The sequence below is a fragment of the Salinicola sp. V024 genome (assembly GCF_052645315.1).
In genome coordinates, this window is sequence record NZ_JBQXYB010000034.1 from 1 (window position 1) to 3,152 (window position 3,152).

The 3,152-nt window shown below is 60.8% G+C and carries 3 protein-coding genes; all 3 read left to right on the forward strand.

Annotated features, from left to right (window positions below; all coding sequences use genetic code 11):
• The first annotated feature begins 117 nt into the window (after positions 1-117).
• The 3 genes from ACUN9V_RS19850 to ACUN9V_RS19860 all read left to right on the forward strand — a co-directional run bounded on the left by ACUN9V_RS19850 (position 118) and on the right by ACUN9V_RS19860 (position 3,034).
• Positions 118-993, forward strand: a complete 876-nt coding sequence (locus tag ACUN9V_RS19850) for an MBL fold metallo-hydrolase (protein WP_445512664.1) — start codon at positions 118-120, stop codon at positions 991-993.
• Between the two features lie 101 nt (positions 994-1,094).
• Entirely contained in the window at positions 1,095-1,790 is a 696-nt protein-coding gene (locus ACUN9V_RS19855) for a response regulator (protein WP_445512665.1), read from the forward strand.
• A complete protein-coding gene (locus ACUN9V_RS19860; protein ID WP_445512666.1) occupies positions 1,787-3,034 on the forward strand; it encodes an ATP-binding protein in 1,248 nt (415 codons plus the stop codon). The genes ACUN9V_RS19855 and ACUN9V_RS19860 overlap by 4 nt, the downstream gene beginning before the upstream one ends.
• Positions 3,035-3,152 lie beyond the last annotated feature (118 nt).

Here is a 3,152-nt window from a genome sequence, read left to right on the forward strand (position 1 = left end):
CATCCCTCTGACTGACGTCCTCACGTAAACACTGCTGAACAACCCGCAGCTTGAAGCTCTCGTCGTATTTCGCCATCAAAAACACCCCGAAGGTTGGATGGGTGTCCAACTTTCGGGGTGCAGTTCAATGTCGCTGGCTTTTTCGATCCCCGCACCTTCAGCATCCAGTATGTCGTCAGCGATCCCGACGCGTGTCGCTGCGCGATCATCGATCCGGTGCTCGATTACGATGAGAAATCCGGGGCGACGGCCACGCATCAGGCCGACGAGCTGCTGGGCTACATCGAGCGCGAAGGGCTCGAGGTCGAATGGATTCTGGATACCCACCCGCACGCCGATCACTTCTCGGCGGCCCGTTACTTGCACGGAAAAACGGGTGCGCCGACCGCCATCGGGCGTCCGGTAACCCAAGTTCAGGCGCTGTGGAAGGCGATCTACAACTGGCCGAACCTGAAAGATGATGGCAGCCAATGGGACCGCCTGTTCGACGACGGGGATATCTTCAAGCTGGGCGAGATCGATGTTCGCGTGATGCATTCGCCGGGGCATACGCTCGCCTCGATCACCTACGTGTTCGGCAATGCCGCCTTCGTTCACGACACGCTGTTCCAGCCTGATTTCGGCACCGCCCGCGCCGATTTCCCCGGGGGAAGCGCTCACCAGCTCTGGCACTCGATCCAGGCGATCCTCGCGCTACCCGACGATACGCGTCTCTTTACCGGTCACGACTACATGCCCGACGGCCGCGAACCGCAGTGGCAGAGCACGGTGCGCGAGCAGCGTGGGCACAACAAGCACCGTCTCGGCGAGAGCAGCGAGACTGAATATGTTGAACTGCGCCATCGCCGCGATAGCGAACTGCCCATGCCGAAGCTGATCCTGCACGCGCTGCAGGTCAATATCCTCGGCGGACGCCTCCCTGAACCGGAGGACAACGACAAGCGCTATCTGAAAATTCCGCTCGATGCCTTGGAAGGCGCTTCTTGGGAGTAAGACAACGCTGCCGTCCGCTCGCTGATCTCATCCTGGCATCATTGGCGCATGTCAGGCTGCGCCGGGAGTTGGTTTCGAGGCAATGGAACAGGGAGATGGGAATGCGCGTACTGCTCGTCGAAGATGACGCACCAGTAGCGGCCGGCGTCGAGGCCGGGTTGGCACTGAGCGACTTTGTCGTCGATACCGTTGCCACGCTGGACGATGCGCGTGGGGCACTGGCCGCGATCGACTATGATGCCGTGGTGCTCGACCGCCGTCTGCCCGATGGCGATGGCCTGACGCTGCTGCAACGGTGGCGTCGGGCGGGCGTTGCCACTCCGGTGCTGATGCTGACGGCGAAAGATGCCGTGTCCAGCCGTGTCGAAGGTCTCCAGGGCGGAGCCGACGATTATCTGGTCAAACCGTTCGATCTGGATGAATTGACCGCTAGACTGCAGGCCTTGCTACGCCGCGCGGCCGGGCAGGTCGATCATTCGCTGCGTCACGGGAGCTTGGCGCTGGATCCCGTGGCCCGCAGCGTGACGCTGGATGGTGCGCCGGTGGCGCTGGTACGTCGCGAATTGATGTTGCTGGAAGCGCTGATCCGGGCGCGTGGAGGGATACTGAGCACCGATCAATTGAAGGATCGCCTTTACGGCATCGACGACGAGATCGAGAGCAACGCGCTCAACGTGCATATCTATCAGCTGCGCCGTAAGCTGGGGCGCCATGTGATCGAGACGGTTCGGGGAGTCGGTTATCGTCTCGGCACGCTCCCTACCAATACGCCATCTCCTGGCGCCACGCCATCATGAGCCTGCGCCTGCGCCTCGTCGCCACGCTGGGGATCACATTGATGCTGCTGTGGGGAATCACGACGGTGTGGTCGATGCGCGATCTGTCGACTCAGCTAGAGCGCTCGCTGGATCAGCGCTTGGTACAATCGGCGCACATGGTGGCAGGCTTGCTAGATCATGCGCCAGCGGCGGGGTGGAACGGCGAGGAAGGCGAAACCTCGTTTAATCCCGCGCTCGATGGTGTTGCCTGTCGCGTTTCTTCGCTGCGCGGACAGGTAGTTGCCGGAACGCACCCGGAGATGAACGACGTTCTTTCGGTCGATGACGAGGGTTACAGCTATCGCTTTTACAATGAGCAGCGCTGGCGTGTCTACACCCTGGTCGATGATGACAAGCGCATCACCGTGGCGGATCGTTTGCAGGAGCGGGAGTCGCTGTTGGCGCAAGTTCGCCGCGCGGCGTTCTATCCGTTTCTGCTAGCGCTGATCGGCAGTCTCGTTGCGCTGTGGTGGGGCGTGACCCGTGGATTATCGCCAGTTTCGAAGCTACAGCGGCGATTGATCATCCGCGATCATGATGACCTCTCGGCGTTGCCCATCCGTGGGCTGCCAAGAGAAATAAGGCCGTTGATCGATGGCTTTAACGCCTTGCTCGCACGAACTCGGCGCATGCTCGAGCTGGAACAACGTTTCACTGACGATGCGGCCCACGAGTTGCGCACACCCTTGACCGCCATTCGTACCCATCTGCAGATCGCACGACGCGTCGACGGCGATCCTCGCAGGGAGGCGATGCAACAGGCCGAAGCAGGCGTGGGGCGGCTGACCAAAACGCTCGATCAGTTGCTTTTGCTGGCCCGTATGGAGAGTGATGAGATCACGCGGGGGAGCCTTGATCCCACGCCCCTCGGAGAGGCGCTGGAAACCGCGATGGTGGAAACCGGCAGCCATGATTGCTGCCATTGGAACGAGGCGGTAAACCGGATCCACGTGGAGTTATCCGAGGCGCTGCTGGTGATTGCACTGCGTAATCTGCTCGAGAACGCGATGCGCCATGGTTTGCCTGGCGGACTGATCGAAATCGAGGCGCATGAAACGAATGGTGCGGCGGTAATCGATATCATCAACCAGGGAGAAGCCATTCCGTCCGAACAGCTCGCCCACCTGACGGAGCGGTTTCATCGCGGGAATCACCCTCAGGGTAGCGGTCTCGGGCTCTCCATCGTCGAAGCGATCGTCACCCGTGCCGGTGGCCGAGTGTAGTGGTCCAATGACACCGGACATCAGCATAGGTGGTAATCTTGCCACCATTAGCGAGGTGTCTGATGAGCAGGAAACGACGATCTTTTACGCCGGAATTCAAGCAGGAAGCAGCCTGTGT